General features: G+C 35.5%; 14 protein-coding genes. 8 read left to right on the top strand and 6 right to left on the bottom strand.

The genetic code is table 11. The features are described from left to right. The first annotated feature begins 2 nt into the window (after window positions 1-2). The 4 genes from BUR19_RS17975 (at window position 3) to BUR19_RS17960 (ending at window position 7,767) form a co-directional block, all read left to right on the top strand. On the top strand, window positions 3-1,088 hold the full coding sequence (locus BUR19_RS17975; RefSeq protein ID WP_074236895.1) for a tetratricopeptide repeat protein: 1,086 nt from the start codon (window positions 3-5) through the stop codon (window positions 1,086-1,088). Window positions 1,089-1,245: 157 nt separating this feature from the next. Continuing rightward, complete coding sequence (locus BUR19_RS17970; protein ID WP_074236894.1) at window positions 1,246-2,676, top strand: GEVED domain-containing protein; 1,431 nt, start codon at window positions 1,246-1,248, stop codon at window positions 2,674-2,676. Between the two features lie 109 nt (window positions 2,677-2,785). Then, a complete protein-coding gene (locus tag BUR19_RS17965) occupies window positions 2,786-4,765 on the top strand; it encodes a T9SS type A sorting domain-containing protein (protein ID WP_074236893.1) in 1,980 nt (659 codons plus the stop codon). A gap of 101 nt (window positions 4,766-4,866) precedes the next feature. Next, window positions 4,867-7,767, top strand: coding sequence for a reprolysin-like metallopeptidase (locus BUR19_RS17960; protein ID WP_074236892.1), 2,901 nt, complete (start codon window positions 4,867-4,869; stop codon window positions 7,765-7,767). A gap of 158 nt (window positions 7,768-7,925) precedes the next feature. Here BUR19_RS17960 and BUR19_RS17955 read toward each other — a convergent pair whose 3' ends face one another. The 5 genes from BUR19_RS17955 to BUR19_RS17935 all read right to left on the bottom strand — a co-directional run bounded on the left by BUR19_RS17955 (window position 7,926) and on the right by BUR19_RS17935 (window position 12,939). Beyond that, the gene (locus tag BUR19_RS17955) at window positions 7,926-9,581 is read right to left on the bottom strand and encodes a serine hydrolase domain-containing protein (protein WP_083600821.1); all 1,656 of its coding nucleotides are present in this window, start codon (window positions 9,579-9,581) and stop codon (window positions 7,926-7,928) included. Between the two features lie 13 nt (window positions 9,582-9,594). Then, the gene (locus tag BUR19_RS17950) at window positions 9,595-10,167 is read right to left on the bottom strand and encodes a hypothetical protein (RefSeq protein ID WP_139297424.1); all 573 of its coding nucleotides are present in this window, start codon (window positions 10,165-10,167) and stop codon (window positions 9,595-9,597) included. A 4-nt stretch (window positions 10,168-10,171) separates the two neighbouring features. Then, window positions 10,172-10,438: a DUF2089 family protein gene (locus BUR19_RS17945; RefSeq protein ID WP_074236890.1), complete on the bottom strand. Its 267-nt coding sequence runs from the start codon at window positions 10,436-10,438 to the stop codon at window positions 10,172-10,174. A gap of 144 nt (window positions 10,439-10,582) precedes the next feature. After that, window positions 10,583-11,275 carry a hypothetical protein gene (locus BUR19_RS17940; RefSeq protein WP_074236889.1) on the bottom strand — a complete coding sequence of 231 codons (693 nt, stop codon included), beginning with the start codon at window positions 11,273-11,275 and terminating at the stop codon, window positions 10,583-10,585. A 35-nt stretch (window positions 11,276-11,310) separates the two neighbouring features. Then, complete coding sequence (locus BUR19_RS17935) at window positions 11,311-12,939, bottom strand: acyl-CoA carboxylase subunit beta (protein ID WP_074236888.1); 1,629 nt, start codon at window positions 12,937-12,939, stop codon at window positions 11,311-11,313. A 292-nt stretch (window positions 12,940-13,231) separates the two neighbouring features. Here BUR19_RS17935 and BUR19_RS17930 point away from each other — a divergent pair, with 292 nt between their 5' ends. Genes BUR19_RS17930 through BUR19_RS17915 form a run of 4 tightly spaced genes read left to right on the top strand, consistent with a single transcriptional unit; the run spans window position 13,232 to window position 18,980 of the window. Next, the gene (locus BUR19_RS17930) at window positions 13,232-14,131 is read left to right on the top strand and encodes a DMT family transporter (protein ID WP_074236887.1); all 900 of its coding nucleotides are present in this window, start codon (window positions 13,232-13,234) and stop codon (window positions 14,129-14,131) included. 10 nt (window positions 14,132-14,141) lie between these two features. Continuing rightward, on the top strand, window positions 14,142-15,224 hold the full coding sequence (locus tag BUR19_RS17925; RefSeq protein ID WP_175565931.1) for a putative type IX sorting system protein PorV2: 1,083 nt from the start codon (window positions 14,142-14,144) through the stop codon (window positions 15,222-15,224). A gap of 15 nt (window positions 15,225-15,239) precedes the next feature. Beyond that, a complete protein-coding gene (locus BUR19_RS17920) occupies window positions 15,240-18,203 on the top strand; it encodes a T9SS type A sorting domain-containing protein (RefSeq protein WP_074236885.1) in 2,964 nt (987 codons plus the stop codon). A gap of 12 nt (window positions 18,204-18,215) precedes the next feature. Next, a complete protein-coding gene (locus BUR19_RS17915; protein WP_074236884.1) occupies window positions 18,216-18,980 on the top strand; it encodes a hypothetical protein in 765 nt (254 codons plus the stop codon). Window positions 18,981-19,054: 74 nt separating this feature from the next. On the opposite strand, the gene BUR19_RS17910 is transcribed toward BUR19_RS17915, so the two are convergent. Then, the gene (locus tag BUR19_RS17910; protein ID WP_074236883.1) at window positions 19,055-19,690 is read right to left on the bottom strand and encodes a peroxiredoxin; all 636 of its coding nucleotides are present in this window, start codon (window positions 19,688-19,690) and stop codon (window positions 19,055-19,057) included. Window positions 19,691-19,700 lie beyond the last annotated feature (10 nt).

Below are 19,700 nucleotides of genomic sequence, written 5' to 3'. Positions count from 1 at the left end.
TTATGAAAACGTTATTATTTATTTTCTTTTTGATGAGTTCTCAGGTTGTTTTTGGACAATCGGAAGATAATGTGAAGCTGGAAGAGAAAATAACATCGGCAGACAGAATGGCCTTTGTAAATCCTGATTCTGCATTGACTACATTGAAAAAATTGGAGCCAAAAATAGATGGTGGAAGACTAAAAAGTAAATTCTTGCTGGCAAAAGGAAGTGCATATTCTGTAAAACACCTTTCCTCTGACGCGCTCAAATTTGGCTTCGAATCTCTCAATAATTCCCAAAAAGGAAAGGATTCTTTGATGATGATTAATGCATTGGGATTCATTGGAAATCAGTATTATATCCTTAAGCTCAACAAAAAAGCGATTAATTACCTCAACAAAGCGGAAACGATTATTGATTACCTCAATGATGACTCTCTGCAACAGGTTACAGCGAATATTTATTTTGTTAAAGCATTGATTTACAAAGATAATCTGGATTCAGAGTTTGCAATTCGGTATTTTGATAAAGCGATTAATGAATATAAGAAGAGCAAAGATAAAAGCACTTTACTGAATGTCAATATTACTAAAATGCAAAAAGGCTATTCTCTGATTGATATTGGAAGATCTGATGAGGCGGAAAGTATTTATTTGGAAGTAGTTAAAGAAACTGAATATCACAAAATTTCAGAACTTTATCCATATGCTAAGATTGGTCTCGCCGCTGTTTACGAAAGTAAAAAGCAATTTGAGAAAGCTAATAAAATTTTGTTAGAAGCTGAAAAACAAATAAGGAATACTTCTAACATAGGAATGTTAACAGAAGTTTACGATGCATTGAGTCAAAATTATCTCGGGCAAAATGATAAAGAGAAATATTTCTATTACAGCCAAAAACTAGAAAATCATCTGCTTCAAAATGATGATATAGAAAAAAAATCTTTCTCGGACCTGTTAAATAAAAATATAGAATCTCGGGATTTGGAATTGGAAAATAATCAAAGATTATTCGGTATGTTTGTTATTTTGATATTTTTAATTGTATTCGGAAGTTTATTTTACATCAAAAAAAGAATAAATCGACTGAAATCGGTAAATAATTGATTTTGATAGCTTCTTTATTTTAATTGTTTGTTTTTCAGTGTTTTGTGTTCCTAAAACATTGTCTTAATTCTTGTAAATTCTACGATTCTAAACAGTAAACATTTCCTTTTGTTCAATTTCACAACTACATTTGATCCATAATTTAAATTTGAATGATATGAAATTGAAAAACGCTTTTTTTGCTTCTTTATTTTTATCGGGGATGTTATCTGCACAAACGATATCAATTAATACAGAAGTACCAGGTAATCCTACGGCAGCAAATAGTATATATGAATATTGGTATTGGGCTTACGGTATCCAAGTGACCGGAAGTGGTTTTGCAGCCAATTCTGCAATCAAATTTACATCGGTTGATCCGCAAGGTGGTTTAAGAAGTTTATCTTCTACAACAGATGCGAGTGGAAACGTGACTTTCCAGTTCAATGGTTGGACTAATGTGTCACCATTAGGATATTATACTCTTAATGTTGAAGATGCTTCCGGAAAAACGGCTTCTGGAAATTATACGGTTATCAAAGATCCTAAACATGTGATTACTGGTGAAGCTGCTCCTGCAGAATTCAGAATGGGAGATTTTGTTTCGGGATCAAAAGTAAAAGTGAAAAATTTGGTTCCTTACGGTCAGGTAAAAATTAATGTGGGTGATCCTGCTTCTGGTGGTTGGGAATTGAATAAGGATGAAGAAATGTATGCAGATGAGAATGGGGAATTGAGTATTGATTTCAATTCTAATTCCAGACTTTTTGCGCCTGCAGGAATGGTTCCACTTCAGCCTGTAGAAGGTAACTGGGTATTGAGCTACAATGACTGGTCGGGAGAAGGTTTGAAAGGAAGTACAAAAATAAGAGTATTGCCAAACAACCCAAGTACTTCGTCTTATTGCTTGGTTTCAGCAACTACATCTGAACCGATTACATCTGTAACTTTTGCGGATATTACCAATGCATCTGATCCTAATGCCAGCAGTTCTTACGAAAATTTCCTTTCTAAAGTTGGAAATCTTGAAAGAGGTAAAGAATATAAAATCACAGTGAAAGGAAATACAGCTGGATCTTGGAAAGTAAGCACTTTTACTGCCTTTATTGATTGGAATCAGAATGGAACACTTGATAATGCAAACGAAATCTATAGAATCGGTTTTGTAAAAGGAAGCACAGGGATGGATGATCAATTTGCTGAATTAACAATTAAAGTTCCTGAAGATGCAGTGGTTGGAAATACAAGATTGAGACTTCTAAAAGTTAATTCGCCTTCGACTTTTGCAATGTTCTGGCCAACCGGCGCTTGCGGCAACTATAATTATGGACAAGTTGAAGATTACACATTAAAAGTTACGGAAGCATTAGCAACAGGAGAAACTTCTTTCAACAGAGTTCAGTTGTATCCAAATCCGGTTAAAGATGTATTGACAGTTTCATCAAACAAAAAAGTGAATTCGATTTCAGTTTACAATACTGCTGGACAATTGGTAAAAACAGTTCAGAACGCCAACACGGTTAATATGAACAATCTATCTGCTGGCGTTTATGTTATTAAAACTGATGTAGAAGGAAAAACAGAGACTTCTAAAGTCATCAAGAAATAATCAAATTTCTTTCAAATAATCTAAAATCTTCTCGGCTATTGTAAAACTATCTTTTATCGATAGCTGGGATTTTTTTTGCCAAAATTTAACCGAAATTCAAGAAATCTATATGAAAAAAACTATACTTTTTTTATCCAGTTTTATAGGAACTGTAGCAATGGCACAAGTAGATGTGATTGCAACTTCCGGAACTGAAACTGCTACTTATACCACAGTGAAAGGCGCTTTTGATGCTATCAATGCCGGAACACATCAAGGTACAATCAACATCACGCTTACAGCAAACACATCTGAAACTGCAACAGCAGTTCTGAATAGAAGCACGGGAACAACTTCAAACTTTACTTCTGTTTCATTAAAACCTGCGACAGGAATTACTGCTACAATTACCAACTCAACAACGGCTGGTCCGGTTCTGAGAATATTAGGTAGTAATGTGACAATCGACGGAAGTAATAATGGTTCAGACTCCAGAGATCTTAGTATTGTTAATGGTTTTGCAACTGGATCTGTTGTGATTGGAATGGGATCTTCTGATGCTGCCAATCCATTGAATAATGTGACGGTAAAAAATACAACAATCATTAACGGTGCAAAAACGACGGGAAGCGGAATTATTGTAAGTAATACAGCTGGTGCGCAGACGGCAGGCTATTTCAATAATATCAGATTAGAAAATAATTCCATTCAAAAATCTTATCAAGGGATTTATATGATTGCAGTTTCTGCGGTTGGAAATGGCTCTGGCTCTGTGATTACAAAAAATGATCTTTCAACAAGCGGAGAGAATTGTAACCGATATATGGGAATTTATCTAGGTGGTACAGATGGCGTGGTTGTTTCTGAAAATAAAATCGGAAACTTCGAAAATACATCCAACGAAGGAAAAAGAGGAATTTGGCTGGCAGTTTCTACAATGAACTCTACCGTTTCTGATAATATCATTGATAACATCACTGTAAATAATGCAGGAGGAGGAAGTGCAACAGGAATCCAAATTTTTAACAATGCAGGAGCTGGTGGTGTACCTACGGCAAACAAGATTCTCAGAAACAAAATTTCCAATATGTCCAGTAATGGATTCAACAGTTCTGTTGTGGGAATTAGCTTGGGAGGTTCCACGGTTGGTACGGTTATAAGTCAAAATGAAATCAAAAACCTGACAGGTTTAAGAACGGCAACTACGGTAGGTTATGGAGCAGAGGCAATTATCTTGTCTGCAGGAACTGTATCAAACACATTAGTAAGTAACAATTTCATTTCAAAAATCTCTAGTTTTGCGGCTAATACTTCATCAGCAAATTATACTGGAGGCATCTTAATTAATGCAGGAACCGGCTACAAAGTTTATAATAACTCTGTTTACTTGACCGAAACTCAGAATGACGGAACTAATAAAGGTGTCCCAATCGCTTTCAGTGTGACTTCTGGCGTTTCTGGCGCTGGTGCAATTGATCTTAGAAATAATATTTTCGCTGTTAATCTGGCGGATACTACAATTCCTGCTTTCGCAATGTCAACACCACCTGTTGCTTCGATTTATTCTAATATCGATAATAATATTGCCTACAGTTCTGGTCCGGCATTAGGTCAAACGCCAGGCGGGCCGCCTGCATATACAGATATTGCTGGTATGAAAAGTATCTTAGGAGGAAATGATAATTCTCTGAAAGCTCTTCCGAAATTCGTTTCTGATTCTGATCTTCACATTGCGCTTAATGCGGAGAACTCTCCAATCGATAACAAAGGGGTTGTTCTAGCAGATGTGACAACTGACTTTGACGGAGCTGCAAGAAGCACAACAACGCCAGATATTGGAGCGGATGAATTTTCAATCGAGACAATGGCGGTGAATGATGTGGCTAACAAATCGAAAATTCAGGTTTATCCAAATCCTGTGAATGATGTTCTGACAGTTTCATCAGACAAAAAAGTGAATCAAATTTCGGTTTACAATGTTGGCGGACAATTGATTCAGGAAATCAATAATTCTAATGTCATTAATCTTACGAAACTATCTTCCGGAATTTACTTTGTGAAAACAGTTGTAGAAGGTAAAACTGAAATGACAAAGTTGATTAAAAAGTAAATCTAATTCATCATAATTATTAATTCAATACGAGGTTGATCTTATCGGGAAAGGCCTCGTTTTCTTATTAGTTATTTATAATAATTTCATTAAATATATTTATGAAGAAAATATTCACTGTTCTTTTTGTTTGTAGCGGGGTAATTTGGTCTTTTGCTCAATGGAATCCTACAATAATGAAGGGAACCAAATCAAAAGAAACAAAAGCTACCAATTTCTATTCTCTTGATCTTAATTCTATCAGGACAAAGTTGACCTCAGCACAACCAACAGGAAAAAATAACAAACCGATTATTATCAATCTACCAACATTAGAAGGAAAGATTGAACAATTTGAAGTTTACAGTTTACCTGTTGTAGAAAAATCTCTGGCAGATCGTTATCAATTGGGTTCTTATGTTGGTGTAAAAGTAGGCGATCCTACTGTCTGGGTGAGATTCAGTGTGTCGCCTTATGATTTACAATCGATGATGTTCAGAGATGGAAAGTATGAATTTATTGAACCATTAAATACAGAAAAAACAGTTTACGGCGTTTTCCCAAAAACCGAAAAACAAAACGGAGAGGTCGCATTTTCCTGTTCTACTACTGAATCCACAATTAGTAGAAATCAAATCAATCAGTTAACGAAAGGCTCGAATTTCTCAAATTCATTAACAGATTTCAGCAAAGCAGGTGATAAAAAATACAGAACTTACCGATTGGCAATTTCTGTAATTGGAGAATATACACAGTATTTTGGTGGTGTCCCACAAGCTTTTGCTGCTATTAATGCTACAATAACAAGAGTGAATGGTGTCTTCGAAAAAGATTTTGCCATTCATCTGGATGTGCAGGATTTTCCTCAGTTGATTTACACTAATCCGTCAACTGATCCTTACTCCAATGCAAATATAGGAATTGGTGGCGCCTGGAACCTGGAATTACAACAAACTTTGACGTCGGTTATTGGGAATGATGCTTATGACATTGGTCATTTGTTTGGAAGAGCCGGAGGTTCAGGATCTGCTGGATCTGTTGGAAATGTTTGCAAAAATCCTTCCAGTAATACTGATGATGAGGCAAAAGGAGCAGCCTTCAGTACGCCAAAATCAGGTGGTCCAGAGGGTGAACGTTTCGATATCGATTTAGTGGCTCATGAGATGGGGCATCAGTTTGGTGCGGATCACACTTATTCTTTTGATATTCAGGCTGCGCCAAATCAAACGGCTCATATGGAACCAGGATCCGGCTCAACAATTATGGGATATGCAAACATCTCGATTTTTGATAATGTACAAAGCTATTCAGATTCCTATTTTCATGTGAGAAGTGTGGAACAGGTTCAGGCTTATATGGATACTCAAAGTTGTGGAATAAGTACAAATGTTGATAATAATCCACCAGTTATATCGGATTTACAAAACAAAACTATTCCGAAGGGGACTGCTTTTGTATTAACAGCCAACGCCACAGATTCAGAAAATAATCCATTGACTTACAGTTGGGAAGAGTATGATCTGGCGACTAGTCCTGTTACGACAGTGATGGACAATAATACCAATGGTGTCAAATTCCGTTCTTTGCCACCTTCGAACTTACCTTACAGATATTTTCCAAAGCTCAACACAGTTATTGGAGGGAGTCTATCTAGTGCTGCAGATTGGGAATCGGTTTCTAATGTTGCCAGAATAATGAACTTCAAAGTTCTGGTAAGAGATAATAATCCGAATGTAACGCAACAACAGACCGCAAATAGCTCTCAGACAATTACGATTGGAAATGACGGACCTTTTAAAATGACAACTACAAAAGTTTATAACAACGTTTCCAGCCTGATTACTTGGGATGTTGTAAATACCAACCTTGCACCCTACAATGTTTCAAATGTAAAAATTGATTATTCATCTGATCAGGGTTCCACTTGGATTACTTTAACAGCTTCAACACCAAATGACGGCTCAGAATCCTTAGACTTTTCAACAGTTTCTGCCAATCAGGATATTATAGTAAGAGTTTCTGCAGTTGATAATGTTTTTTATGCTCTCGGAACTGTAGCTGTATCCAGTGTTACTGCTTGTAATGGTTCTGCACCAAACAATTTGTCAGCTGGCAATATTACCCAAACCACTGCAAACATAGATTGGGATTTGGTTTCAGGAGCTACTTATACCTTGAGATACAAAAAATCTTCCGACATTAATTGGATAATAATTAATAGCTTAACTACCAATCATTACGAATTATCCCAACTGGAAATCAACAAATCCTATGATGTGAATGTGGCTGCTGTATGTAACGGGACTACGGGAGAATATGCACAGAAAACATTCTTTACAGGTTCATTTAACTATTGTTCTGCAGCATCAACTTATTTGTTTTCTGAGAAAATTTCTAATGTGAATTTTGCAGATATCAACAATAGTTCTACATCCAATGCGGGTTACGAAGATTTCTCTAACGTTGTTGGAAATGTTACGCCAGGCAAAAGTTATAGTTTTACGGCGTCGTCATCTACCGGATCCTCGGATTATGATCAGGTTCTTGTTTGGATAGATCTTAATCAAGATGGTGATTTCGATGATGTTGGTGAAAAAGTGTTGACAAGTAGTTTTAAAAAATCACCTTGGAGTGGAACCATAACAATCCCTACAACCATAAAAGTTGGAAGAACCAAGATGAGAGTCAGACTTTACGGAGCAATCTCCAATCCAAATACAACGCCTTGTGGAGATTCTTATTACGGTCAGGTCGAAGATTATTCTTTGAATATCGGACAATTAGGCGTTTCTGATGTGGATAAAATTGCTATCCAATATTATCCGAACCCGGTTGATGAGGCTTTAACCGTTTCATCTGATAGAAAGGTAAATCACATTTCGGTTTATAGTGTTACAGGGCAATTGCTCCAGGAAATTAATGATACAAATGTTATTAATTTGAGCAAATTATCTTCAGGCATTTATTTTTTGAAGGCCGTTGTGGAAGGAAAAACAGAAACGACAAAAATTATCAAGAAATAAAGTTTATCATAATTGTGTTTTTATTAAACGAGGCCGATCCTATTAAGGAAAAGCCTCGTTTTTTATAATAAAGTTGCGTATCGGTAGAGTCATCTCTGCGCAGAGACGAAGCGATGGGTGCGCAACAATTGATCAACTTCTGCGCATGTTTTTATGAATTACTTTTTGGTGTAGTTGTAAGTTTTTCCGTTTTGAATTAATTGTAACCGATTCGGAAAGAAAACCACCTCAATTTTTGCAGGCGCAAATTTGAATTGATTTTCATCCACAAGTTCTAATGGAAATGCAGATTGTCCTTTTCCTTGGGCAAATAATTGATCACCTTCCGAATAGATTTTCAAATCCATAGCAATATCAGGTGAAGTATAATCGCCAATATATTTTTGGAATTTCTCAGATGCTTTAGAAGCTTTAGCTTCAGATCCGAATTTAGGATATTCATAATCTAAATCATAAATCAAGCTCAGGATGCCGATAGCAAGATTGTTATGTGGAAATTCTTCTCCATTAATAACCATAGAAACCGAATAATCTTCTTTCGTATTATAAGATGTGATGGAGTGGCTTCCGGCTGTATCACCTCCGTGTCCAAAAGAAACCTGATTATAAAACGGAACAGGCATTATTCCTAATCCGAATTTTAGATCTGAACTTGGCTTTGGCAGCATCTTTTCCAGCGTTTCTTTTTTAACGAACTTATTATCGAACAAGTCATTAATAAAAAGATTGAGGTCATAAGCCGTAGAAACAATATCGCCCAAACCGATACAGTTATGAAAATCGAAATCCTCAATTTCTACCCAATTTCCGTCTTTATTTTCAAAAGACTTGAAAACGTTTTTCGGATTATCAAGAACCGAGAAAGTATTCTGCATATTGGCTTTGCTGGTGATATTTTCTTTCAGAAGAACATTATAAGGCTTCTTGGCAACTTTTTCCAAAATTCTGCTCAACAGATAATAACCGGAATTGGAATATCTCGTTTTTTCTCCTGGCTCAAACTCTACGCCTTGTGCTTTGATCGTATCAAGAATTGCTCTGTCTCCGACTGATTTTTTGAAAATCCATTGGTAATGTTCTCCAACATAATCTCCAAGACCGCTGGTGTGATTCATCAGTTTTTCGATGGTGATTTTGTCTGCATTTGGGATTTCAGGGTAATATTTGGACAGCTTGTCATTGATGTTCAGTTTTCCTTTTTCTACCTGTTGCATCAGCATTACAGCGGTAAACAATTTGCTGATAGATCCAACCTGATATTGCGTGTTGGGATTCCATTTTACATTAGGTAATTGGTCTTGCCCAAAGTTTCTTTGGTAGATTTCTTTCCCTTTCCTGAAAATCGAAATACTTCCAACAGACTGTTTGTTCGCCGTTAAGTAGTTTAAGAATTCATCAATTTTCTTAGTATTGATTTCTCTGTTGCCGATGTCTTTGATCTTTTCATCTTTTGGACTTGATTTATCGGTGCCGTCATTTCTGTAAAAACTTAATGGGAACGATCTTGAGTTTTGTTCGAATGTTCCTTCAAAATGGTCAGTTTTGTATTGACCTTTGTAAGACGCCTTCAGCTCATTCATTTCAAAAATCAATTCATTATTACTGAATTCAGTTTTATCAACCTGGATAATTTTGTCTCCTTGTTTTGGACTTCTTGCAGTAGAAATGTAAGCGTTGTTTTCTTTTCTGATTTCAACAATCAGAGGGAGTTTCATCGTTCCTAAATCGATTTCACCTCTCCAGGAACCTGTTAAATCTTGGGCGTAAAAAGTCTGTGCTAATAAAATCAGCACCAATAAAAGTTTGGTTTTCATAAAAAATTAGTATTTAGTTATTGAATATCTGGCAAATGACAACGGTCAGAAATGTAACCACACAAAAGAGTGTAATGTGCTGCCATTTCTTAATATTAGTAGCGGTTTTGAATCCATTATAGAAAAGAACGAAGCTGTAAATCAAACTTCCCAATGTAATAAAAATCACGAGCATCAATATTACAAAATCCAAGAAAGGAAAAGCAATGGAAGGATTCTCCTGATAAATTCTTACTCTGTCGCCAACGTTTTTTATATAATGTATTTTTTCTGTTGATAGTAGCAGGATAATAGGAATTTGTGAAATCAAAACTGTATTAACGATGTCAATAATTCTGGTTTTTCGGTATAGAATAATTCCTAAAAGATACAGTACAATAATGGTTGAAACAAAGCTGATAAGCGTGGGAACAATAATGCCATACAGGTCGCTTTCCTCCAAATATGAGATTCTGTAGATGCTGGTAAAATAAGCATTGGTCCAATAACCGATAGGAATCAGAAGAATCAGGAATGCAATTCCAACAATGAACAATGTTTTCTCATCGTATTTTTCAAACGGATTGAATATAGTTTTCCAAGTCATGGTTTTAGTTTTGAAGTTTTTTGACTTTTTCGATGAGGTCATCCATTTTATTTCTCATTGTGGGATAAGAAAGTTCGGCTTGTTTTGCCATTTCTTTGATGCTTCCGCTGGAAAGAAAAAAGTTGAGAATGAAGTCCTGATCATCCCTGCTCAGTTTCAAAAGCGTGGGAAGTTCGTAATCGCCATTGACTTGTGTTGCGCAAGAAGGACATTTCATCTGACTTACATTCAGAGTGTGATCACAACTTGGACATATAATGGGAAGTTTCATTTAGTTTAATTTTGTTTTACAAATGTAATAATAATTTTAATAAAGTTAAAAAATATTTTAATTTTATTAAAATTTATTTGAAATTAAGAATAAAAAAAACTTCCATTGCTGGAAGTTTCTTCAGTTTATTTAAGTTTTTAAGACTTAATGTGATATTTTAGATTTGTCTGTCGGTTTCACATAATCGCTGTAACTGATTGGAGAATATACTTTCTGCTCCACGATGTTTTTGGAAGCTTTCCAATAGTTAGCATCAAATTTTTTCGACAATGTAATAGAGCACAAAAGAACTTTGTTGCTAATTTTAAGTTTTACAGAATTGATGTAATTACTTTCCGAGTATGTGAATTGCGGAATCTTTTCTGTGGATTCACTGGCTTCACCATTGGCATAAGTTACAGTCCATTTGTAAACATAATCTCCGGAATTGGCATTTGGAAAGAACGAAATAATAGATTCGCTCACCTTCACATCTTTGAAATCATCGATATTGATACCACAACTGTTCTCAAGAAGATTTTGTTTTGGGTCAACAATGTCAATGTTTTTTTCGCATAGCACAACGCCTTTATCTGTTAAGATAGAAACAGAAATTGTACTTTTTCCAAAACTTTTTCCTGCCAGATTTACACTTTTCAGTTTGTTGTTGCCTTCAATCTTTACAACTTGTTCGTTGGACGATTTCCAGGAATAGCACTCATCACATTGTGCATCGGCATTAACTGTAATGGTTGTGATTTCGTTTGGGGTTGGTATTTTACTTGGTGTGATGGCGCATTGTCCATACAAGTTGGTGATTGCCAGGAAACCGGCAATCGGAATAAATAAATTTTTCATCTTTATAAGTGTGTCTTGCAAAGATAAAATAAATTTTATACTTGAATCACACCTAGATTAAATTTTTCTGTAATTGGAGAATGATTAGCCGCTTCTATTCCCATACTGATCCATTTTCTGGTATCAAGAGGGTTGATAATTGCATCTGTCCAAAGCCTTGCTGCAGCGTAAGTTGGCTGGATTTGTTTGTTGTAATCTTTCAGAATTTTGTCAAGAATCTCTTTCCTTTCATCTTCCGAAATTTCCTTTCCTTGTTTTTTAAGCGAAGATTCCTGGATTTGTAATAAAACATTTCCTGCCTGCGAACCTCCCATCACGGCTAATTCTGCCCACGGCCAAGCCACAATCAATCTTGGGTCATAAGCTTTTCCACACATCGCGTAATTTCCTGCGCCATAAGAATTTCCGGTAATCACAGTGAATTTCGGAACCACAGAATTAGAAACCGCATTGACCATTTTTGCACCGTCTTTTATAATACCGCCTTGTTCAGATTTTGATCCAACCATAAAGCCTGTAACATCCTGAAGAAATACCAACGGAATTTTTCTCTGATTACAGTTAGCAATAAAACGCGTTGCTTTATCAGCAGAATCAGAATAGATCACGCCTCCAAATTGCATTTCGCCTTTTCCGCTTTTTACGAGTTTTCTTTGATTGGCAACAATACCTACGCTCCAGCCATCGATTCTGGCAGTTGCACAAATAATGCTTTTACCGTAATCTGGTTTGTATTCTTCGTATTCGGAATTGTCAACGAGACATTTAATGATTTCAAAAGTGTCATATTGCTCAGATCTCACAGCTGGCATTATTCCAAAAATATTGTCCGGATTTTCTTTTGGAGGAAAACTTTCGGTTCTGTCAAAGCCTGCTTTTTCAAAATCTCCGATTGACTTCATTATATTTTTAATGCGATCCAAAGCATCTTTATCATCCTTGGCTTTATAATCTACGACGCCAGAAATTGAGCTGTGCATTGTTGCACCTCCCAAAGCTTCATTGTCAATCGATTCGCCAATTGCCGCTTTAACAAGATAACTTCCTGCCAGAAAGATACTTCCCGTTTTGTCAACAATCATCGCTTCATCACTCATTATCGGGAGATAAGCGCCACCAGCAACACAGCTTCCCATAATCGCAGAAATCTGAATAATCCCTGCAGAACTCATTTTAGCATTATTTCTGAAAATTCTGCCAAACATCTCTTTATCTGGAAAAATTTCATCCTGCATTGGCAAATAAACACCTGCAGAATCTACCAAATAAATAATTGGCAAACGGTTTTCCATCGCAATTTCCTGAGCTCTAAGATTTTTCTTTCCTGTAATTGGGAACCAAGCCCCAGCTTTTACAGTCGCATCATTGGCAACAACAATACACTGTTTACCGGCAATGTATCCAATTTTTACAACCACACCGCCAGCAGGACATCCACCTTCTTTCTCATACATCTCGTAACCTGCAAATGCACCGATTTCTATGGTGTCAGAATTCTTATCAAAAAGATACTCCAAACGTTCTCTCACTGTCATTTTTCCTTGATCGCGTTGTTTTTGAAGCGCTTTTTCGCCGCCTCCTAATTTGATTTTGGACAAAATTTTCTTGGTGTCAGAAAGTTTCAGCTTGTTGATATCTTCTCTTTTATTGAATTCTAAATCCATAGGGTTTTCTTTGGGTCTAAAGATAAAATTTTTTGATTGATGGCAAAACGAAAGAGTTTATTAATTGTTATTACTTTAAATTTAATATTCCTTTTTGTAATATATCTCTGGATTTTCCGTTTGAGAGGTAAATGAAATAAATTTTTAGTTAGTTTATGTTTATTTTAATAAGTTTTCTTATTAGAGATCCGTATGAATTTTTGTACGGATTTTTTCGTTGAGACATCATAGGTTATTGACTTCAAAACAAGAAATTTATCCTAATTTTGCAAATTGAAAATCAATATTCCTAATGAAGAATTCTTATCTGCTGAGGTTACATTTTATCGTCTTTTTATGGGGCTTCACAGCTATTTTAGGAAAATTGATTTCTACTGATGCGCCACTTTTGGTTTTTTACAGAATGTCATTCGCTGCTGTTTTTCTTTACTTATATCTACGTATTGTCAAAAAAGAAAGCATTAAAGTTACAAAAGGCTTGTTGCTAAAATTGGTTGGAATAGGAAGTGTTATGGCTTTTCACTGGCTGTTCTTTTTTCAGTCAATTAAAGTTTCCAATGTATCAATCGCGCTTTCCTGCTTATCATTATCAACGCTATTTGCAGCTTTGATCGAGCCTTTGGTTTTTAAAAGAAAACCAGATTGGATCGAGGTTATTATAGGAATCATCATTGTGATTTGTATTTCTCTGATTTTTAATGCGGAATTGAAATACAAAGAAGGCATATTTTACGGAATCCTTTGTGCGCTTTTCGGAACTATTTTTTCGGTTTTCAACGGTAAAATTTTTGGCAAAACCAGTTCCGGAAATATTATTTTCTACGAGATTGCCGGCGGATGGTTGGTCATTAGTCTGTTTTTTATTTTCACAGGACAAATTTCTTCTTTCAGTGAAATAAGTTATACCGATATTGCGTTAATAGTATTGTTGGCATCTGTTTTTACGGCTTATCCAATGTTCGAAAGTGTAAAGCTGATGAAGTTTATTTCACCTTTCACATTGATTCTGACTGTAAATCTTGAACCTGTTTATGGGATTATTCTGGCTTTTTTTATCTTTGGAGCTTCAGAGCATATGAGTCCCATTTTTTATATTGCTTCTTTGGTGATGATTACAGCAATTGTTATCAATGGTATTATAAAATCAAAACGAAAAAAAGAAGAGATAACTGCAGAAACCAATCCTCTGTAAACAGCTTTTGATGAAAAGAATTTTATTTTTTTTACTGATTATTTTTTCACAAATCTTTGATGCCCAAATCATCAGAAAATATTCTAATGAATTTTTGAATATTGGAGCTGGAGCAAGAGGGCTTGCAATGGGTGGCGCTGTTATTTCTAACCAGGATGATGTTTATTCTCCGATGTGGAATCCGGCTGGTCTGATGAAAATTGACCGCGATTGGCAAGTCGCAGCGATGCACGCAGAATATTTTGAATCCATTGCTAAATACGATTACATTGCTTATGCTAAACCTTTGGATTACGGAAATGGCGTTTTTGCCATTTCATTAGTAAGATTAGGGGTTGATAATATTCTTAATACAACTCAGTTAATAGATTCTGAGGGAAATATTGATTATGATAAAATCAGCTCTTTCTCAACTTCAGATTATGCTGCATTATTTTCTTACGCTTTTCATCCCAATGGAAATCAAAAATTAGACGTAGGAGCAACAGCAAAAGTCGTTTACAGGAACGTGGGGAAGTTTGCAAGTGGTTATGGTTTTGGATTTGATATTGGCGCAGTTTATCGTACAGACACCGATTGGAATTATGGATTTATGCTGAGAGATGCAACAACTACTGTCAATTTCTGGACAATCAATCAGAAAGAATTGTCAGCAGTTGTGAATGGGGAAGAATTTAACCCAGCTCCGACAGACAAAATGGAAATAACAATGCCCAAGTTGAATCTTGGTGTCAGTAAAACTTACGAATTCAATAGAGATTTGAAGTTATTACCGGAAGCAGGAGTCAATATTGATTTTGCAAAAACCGCAGCTCTAGTATCCACAGATTTCGCGAGTATCACACCTTACGTTGGAGGAGAATTGATTTTCCAGGATATGATATTCGTACGTTTAGGTCTCAATAGATTTCAATCGATTACCGATATCGAAGATTTGAAAAGAAAAGTTTCCTTCCAACCCAGTGCAGGTATTGGAATTAAATATAAAGGCTTAACATTAGATTACGCCATCACAAACTCAGGAATTGGTGGTTCCAATTTTTATTCTAATTTCTTTTCTTTGAAATTGGATATGCAAGGTTTCAGAAATTAATAAAAACAAAATCCTATGACAAGAACTTTACTTTTAATATCTTTATTTCTAATATCATTTTTTCAGGCACAAAATATCACTGCTAAACTTAATGAAATTAACTTTCAAGGTTCCAGCACGCCTTATTACACTTTGAGATATAAAAATCAACTGATTTTCACTGCAGAAGGTGGCGATACAGGGAGAGAACTTTGGGATTACGATTTCGGAACAGGTAAGTCTAAGTTGGTAAAAGATATTTTTCCATTCAGTAATAGTGGGATTGATAATAATCCACACTTCAATATTTTAAACGATAAAGTATTCTTTTTAGCGAGATCCAACTTTTCTAACTATTGGCTGTTTTCAACTGATGGTACTGAAGCAGGAACTCAATATGTTTTTCCTTTTCCATCTGATTTATCTTTTTTCCAAGATGTAGTTTTAGCAGGAAATAAAATTTATTTCTTGATCAATTATCAATTGTGGATAAGTGACGGTACTAACGCAGGAACTAAAAAGCTAAAGACTTTCGGATCGTATACGAGCGGATCCGTGAATCTGAGAGTTTTTGGAAACAAAGTAGTAACAGCTATAGACGATGGAATTAATGGAAAACAAGTCTGGATTTCTGATGGAACTACAGATGGTACTTTTCTTTTGAAGAAGATTTCAAACACAGGCAGTGCAATTGGGAATGATTTTGATATTGTTGATTTTAACAACAAGTTTTATTTTTTCGCATATGATACGGAGTCAGCAGTTTGGGAATCTGACGGAACCACTGCTGGTACAAAAAAATTTACCAACAAAGTACGAGGTAATTTTATGCAAGGATATTCGCTTGGAAATAGTTTTGTTTTTGGAGGAACCGATTCTGCGTTTGGAGCAGAGCCGTGGGTAAGCGATGGGACAGTTGATGGAACAAAATTAATAAAAGATGTCGTTCCTGGTGTTTGGGGAAGTGTAGGCATCAATTCAAAGGTCGTTAGGTATCGAAATAAAGTTGCTTTTGATGTTATCAATAATTCTGGGAATTACCAAATATGGGAGACTGATGGAACAACTGATGGAACCAGACAAATCCCAATTACCGATCCCGAATTAGACAGACCTTTGCTTTATAAATCCTCTTCCAATTATCAGGAATTGATTTTGACAAGAGCTAATAATGGAAGCAATTTCTGGCTTTACAATGATGAAAAGGGACTGTTTCGAATTCCCAATGCAACGCCAACTATTTATACAGATGAAGCAAGTAATTTTATCGACGGCAATGATTTTCTTTATTTGACGGCATCTACACCAGAAAATGGCGCAGAGTTATTCAAAGTTAATAAACAAACGAGAGAAATATCGCTTCTGGCAGATTCTAATACCACGCAGAGCAGTAATCCCAATGGTTTTATCAGGAATTCTAGCGGATTAATCATCGTGGCTAATAATGGTCTCTATGGAAATCAATTTTTTAAGATTAATCCTGAAACTGGGGAAAAAACCATTCTTAACAATTTGAAACACGAGTGGAATGGTGAGATGGCTTCCCTTTCTAATTCAGGGTTGATAAAGTTAGGCAATGACATCTATCAGAAAGGAACATACAATGTTGGCATCAATAATAACAATTATTCACTTTTCGCCAAAACAGACGGAACATTTGAAAATACTATTTTTGTAAAGTATGTCGGTAATACTTTGTATGATATTGGTAGAATATTCGAAAATCTCAATGATGAATATCTCATATTTTCTGCTTACGACAGTAGAATTGGTACAGAACTTTTCAGAATCAAAAAAGGTGCGACTGAGATTGAGCTTCTGAAAGATATTTCTACCGACGAAAATGGTGGGCTGTATAATTTGGATTCTCAAACAGTTATAACAGGTGGTTATCTTTATTTTATAGGCAAGGATAACAGCATTAGAACTATTTGGCGTACAGATGGAACGCCGGAAAACACCAAAAGTGTCATCAGCTTTTTAGATGAAAACAGTAACGATGGTGATCCAAAACTGCTGGGCGCTTTGAATGGTAAAATTTTGATATCAAAAGGCAGCTTTTCCAATGGCTCTTTCTATAATTCCAGCTTATATATTTCTGACGGAACTCAATCTGGTACAACATTGTTGAAAAATCATTATACACCTTATTTTTATCCTGATGCCATTAATAATGTAGGTGTCGAATTCAAAAATAAGTTTTATTACACTACTTCTGGCGCAATATATCAGACCGATGGAACGCCGGAAAATATCAAAAATATTTATCAAGCAGGTAACAATAGCGATTATTTCCGCAGTCAGAACAAAATGTTGACTTGTGGAGACAATCTTTTTATAGGCTCGGGAAACCGTTATTCCAGCTATTATGATGGAACTTATGACAAAATCTATGCGCTTTGGAAAACTAATGACTATAGTCAAACAGAATTGGTTCATAAAGTTGAAAATCAATCTGGAGAAGATAATTTCATCAAAGATTTGAAATGTATCAATAACTATGTATATTTCACCAAAACCAATGACAATAAACTTTGGAGAACCAATGGCAAGGCTACGGAAAATGTATCATTAACAATAAATGTTAGCAATGAAGATGCATTTAATATTGATAAAAATGAATTTTTAGGTGATCTATTTGTAGATGAGAACAAACTGCTTTTTACCGCTGTCACCAAAAAGTCTGGTCTAGAGTATTACCAGGTCACTTCAGAACTCCCCGTTTATTTGAATATTAAAGAAGCAGACAACTCGGTTCAGAAAATTAAACTTCTATTATATCCTAACCCTGCTTCGGAGTTTATCAAAGTCAAATATGATAAAGATTATAATCCTGAGTCTTATAAAATCTATAATATGGCTGGAAACATTGTTTCATCTGGGAAATATACTCAGGAAAATCAGACCATCGATGTCTCTAAAATCAATAAGGGTCTGTACGTCATTGAAATTAAATCAAAAGATGGAATTTTATATTCTCAAAAATTCATTAAAAATTAAATTTTCTAGACAATGAAAAGAATCTCAATTTTATTCTCCATTTTCTTATTAATATCAGCCAAAGCTCAAATCGTATCGGATTACAAATATGTGGTAATCCCTGATGAGCTGGCTAATTTTAAAAACAGTAAGTCCTACGGTTTGGATATGATCCTCAAAAATTCTTTGAAAGCGAAGAAATATCAGGTTCTTACAGATTCTAAATCCAATTGGCCTAATGACGCGCTCATGAATCCTTGCAAAATTCTGACTGCAGAAATGTTAGACGATAAAAGTATGTTCAGAAACAAGGTGATTTTACAATTTAAAGATTGTAGTAATAAAGTAATTTTGTCTGAAAAGGGAAGTAGTACAATAAAAGAGTTTGAGCCAGGTTATCAGGATGCATTGAGACAGACTTTGGTCAAAATTCCTGTTTCCAATCCTAAAGTTACTGTAGAACAAGTTGTTGAATCAAAGTCTTCTGAAGTCGACAAAGTCTCTTCCGAATCAAACTCAAAAGAAACTTCCACGCAAGTATCTACTGCTTTGAGATATACCAATGGTAAAACAACTTTACAAAAAATAAAAATCGACGACACGCAGTTTATTTTGGTCGATGGCAATAGTTCTGTTCCCTTTGCTACCTTCAAATCGACAGCAAAAAAGGATGTTTACAGAGTGAAGCTTGGTTCTGGCGAATCTACAATTGGCTATTACGAAAACGGAAATATCGTGATAGAAATGCCGAAAAGCAACGGAGAGTTTTCTAATGAAATCTTTACCGCAACTAATTAAAATTTAATCTTACAAATAAAAATCAAAAAGCTCAGAATCAATTTCTGAGCTTTTTGGTTTTTGAAAGATTTGAATTATTTATTAGGTTGAGGCGTGAAGCGCAAATAAGGTCTCACCACTTTTACGCCTTTTGGGAATTTCTTTTCGGCATCTTCCTGAGAAACCGCTGGCGGAATAATCACATCATCACCGTCTTTCCAATCCACCGGCGTTGCTACACCATAACCATCTACCAACTGCAAAGAATCCAAAACTCTAAGGATTTCTGTGAAATTTCTTCCCGTTGAAGCTGGATAAGTGATAATTAATCTTACCTTTTTATTAGGATCAATAATCAGTAAAGATCTCACGGTTAAAGTGGCGCTTGCGTTCGGATGAATGAAATCATATAATTCTGAAACTTTCTTGTCCTGATCGGCAATGATCGGGAATTCTACTTCTGTATTCTGAGTTTCATTGATATCAGAAATCCAACCTTTATGATTTTCAATTCCGTCAACGCTTAATGCCAGAACTTTTGTATTTCTTTTATCAAATTCTGGTTTCAATTGTGATGTTTTTCCCAGTTCTGTTGTACAAACGGGAGTGTAATCTGCAGGGTGAGAAAATAAAATCCCCCAAGAATCTCCGAGGTATTCGTAAAAATTTAGATTTCCTAAACTGCTTTCTGCATCAAAATCCGGAGCGGTGTCGCCAAGTTTTATAGACATATTTTTAATA

Source organism: Epilithonimonas zeae (assembly GCF_900141765.1).
Classification (GTDB): domain Bacteria; phylum Bacteroidota; class Bacteroidia; order Flavobacteriales; family Weeksellaceae; genus Epilithonimonas; species Epilithonimonas zeae.
Note: the sequence above shows the minus strand (reverse complement) of the source record. Positions and strands in the feature narration are given on the sequence as shown.

What these genes read in the sequence shown, in the direction of transcription:
- BUR19_RS17930 (WP_074236887.1), top strand. Translation starts at nt 13,232, where the DNA reads ATGAAGAATTCTTATCTGCTGAGGTTACATTTTATCGTCTTTTTATGG.
- BUR19_RS17915 (WP_074236884.1), top strand. Translation starts at nt 18,216, where the DNA reads ATGAAAAGAATCTCAATTTTATTCTCCATTTTCTTATTAATATCAGCC.
- BUR19_RS17910 (WP_074236883.1), bottom strand. Translation starts at nt 19,690, where the DNA reads ATGTCTATAAAACTTGGCGACACCGCTCCGGATTTTGATGCAGAAAGC.
- BUR19_RS17950 (WP_139297424.1), bottom strand. Translation starts at nt 10,167, where the DNA reads ATGACTTGGAAAACTATATTCAATCCGTTTGAAAAATACGATGAGAAA.
- BUR19_RS17970 (WP_074236894.1), top strand. Translation starts at nt 1,246, where the DNA reads ATGAAATTGAAAAACGCTTTTTTTGCTTCTTTATTTTTATCGGGGATG.
- BUR19_RS17935 (WP_074236888.1), bottom strand. Translation starts at nt 12,939, where the DNA reads ATGGATTTAGAATTCAATAAAAGAGAAGATATCAACAAGCTGAAACTT.
- BUR19_RS17940 (WP_074236889.1), bottom strand. Translation starts at nt 11,275, where the DNA reads ATGAAAAATTTATTTATTCCGATTGCCGGTTTCCTGGCAATCACCAAC.
- BUR19_RS17925 (WP_175565931.1), top strand. Translation starts at nt 14,142, where the DNA reads ATGAAAAGAATTTTATTTTTTTTACTGATTATTTTTTCACAAATCTTT.
- BUR19_RS17920 (WP_074236885.1), top strand. Translation starts at nt 15,240, where the DNA reads ATGACAAGAACTTTACTTTTAATATCTTTATTTCTAATATCATTTTTT.
- BUR19_RS17955 (WP_083600821.1), bottom strand. Translation starts at nt 9,581, where the DNA reads ATGAAAACCAAACTTTTATTGGTGCTGATTTTATTAGCACAGACTTTT.
- BUR19_RS17960 (WP_074236892.1), top strand. Translation starts at nt 4,867, where the DNA reads ATGAAGAAAATATTCACTGTTCTTTTTGTTTGTAGCGGGGTAATTTGG.
- BUR19_RS17945 (WP_074236890.1), bottom strand. Translation starts at nt 10,438, where the DNA reads ATGAAACTTCCCATTATATGTCCAAGTTGTGATCACACTCTGAATGTA.
- BUR19_RS17965 (WP_074236893.1), top strand. Translation starts at nt 2,786, where the DNA reads ATGAAAAAAACTATACTTTTTTTATCCAGTTTTATAGGAACTGTAGCA.
- BUR19_RS17975 (WP_074236895.1), top strand. Translation starts at nt 3, where the DNA reads ATGAAAACGTTATTATTTATTTTCTTTTTGATGAGTTCTCAGGTTGTT.